This is a genomic window from Kitasatospora sp. NPDC004272, assembly GCF_053603035.1.
Map to the genome: position 1 here is coordinate 1 of NZ_JBSGET010000292.1, position 1174 is coordinate 1174.

Annotated in this window: 2 protein-coding genes; both read right to left on the reverse strand. The window is 73.7% G+C overall.

All coding sequences use genetic code 11. The features are described 5' to 3' along the window. On the reverse strand, window positions 1-605 hold a 605-nt coding region (locus ACWEO5_RS38495; RefSeq protein WP_452166708.1), incomplete at its 3' end, for an electron transfer flavoprotein subunit alpha/FixB family protein. Between the two features lie 38 nt (window positions 606-643). Then, window positions 644-1174, reverse strand: a 531-nt coding sequence (locus ACWEO5_RS38500) for an electron transfer flavoprotein subunit beta/FixA family protein (protein WP_452166709.1), incomplete at its 5' end; no start/stop codon positions are given.

A 1174-nucleotide genomic window follows, 5' to 3' on the forward strand; every position in this document is an offset into this window, starting at 1 on the left:
ATGGCGGCCTCGGTGAGTTCGGGGCGGCCGGTGGACACGCGCGGGGTGCGGGCGGTGACGGTGGCGGCGTTCCCGGTGAGGGCGACGGTGACCTGCTCGACGGTGCCGGCGGCGGGGGCCGGTTCGGGGGCGGCGCTGTTGGGCTTGACGGTGATGACCGGGGTGCCGGTGGTGACGGTGGAGGTGACCTGGAAGGAGGCGGCGAACACCGACTGGGTGGCGACGGGGCCGCTGTCGCCGGCCTGGAGGTCGACGGCGTCGGTGATCAGGCCCGAGCCCAGGCGCAGGGCGGTGCGGGCGGCGATCTCCTTGTTCTCGCCGGAGGAGGTGACCAGCACGGCGGCGGCGCCGCTGGCCTTGGCGATCTGGGTCAGCGCGTCGACCTTGGGGACGACGAGCTGGGTGGTGAACTCCTCGGCGTCGGCGGTGTAGACCTTGGCGGCGCCGTACTCGGCGGCCTTGGCGGCGATGTCGGCGGCCGCGGCCGCGGCGCCCAGGACGACCGCGCAGGGGGTGCCCAGGCGGCGGGCCAGGGTCAGCAGTTCGAGCGCGGGCTTGCGCACGGCGCCGTCGGCGTGGTCGACCAGGACCAGGATCTCGCTCATGGTTTTCTGCTCCGTATCCCTTTGTTCCCGGCGGCCCGTCAGATGAACTTCTGCTCGGCGAGGTAGACGGCGAGCTGCTTGCCGCCCTCGCCCTCGTCGGTCACGATGACGCCCTTGGTGCGGGCGGGGCGCGCGGTGACGTCCTCCACCTTCGTCCAGGCGCCGGCCAGGCCGACGGCGGCGGCGTCGATGCCCAGGTCGTCCAGGTCCAGCGACTGCACCGGCTTCTTCTTCGCCGCCATGATCCCCTTGAACGAGGGGTAGCGGGCCTCACCGGACTGGTCGGTCACCGACACCACCGCCGGCAGCGCCGCCTCGACCTGCTCGGTGGCCGCGTCGCCGTCACGGCGCCCGCGCACCACACCGCCGGCCACCGACACCTCCGACAGCAGCGTCGCCTGCGGCACGCCCAGCCGCTCGGCCAGCAGCGCGGGCAGCACGCCCATCACACCGTCGGTGGAGGCCATCCCGCACACCACCAGGTCGTAGCCGGTCTTCTCCAGCGCCGCCGCCAGGACCGCCGAGGTCCCCAGCGCGTCCGTGCCGTGCAGGTCGTCGTCGTTGACGTG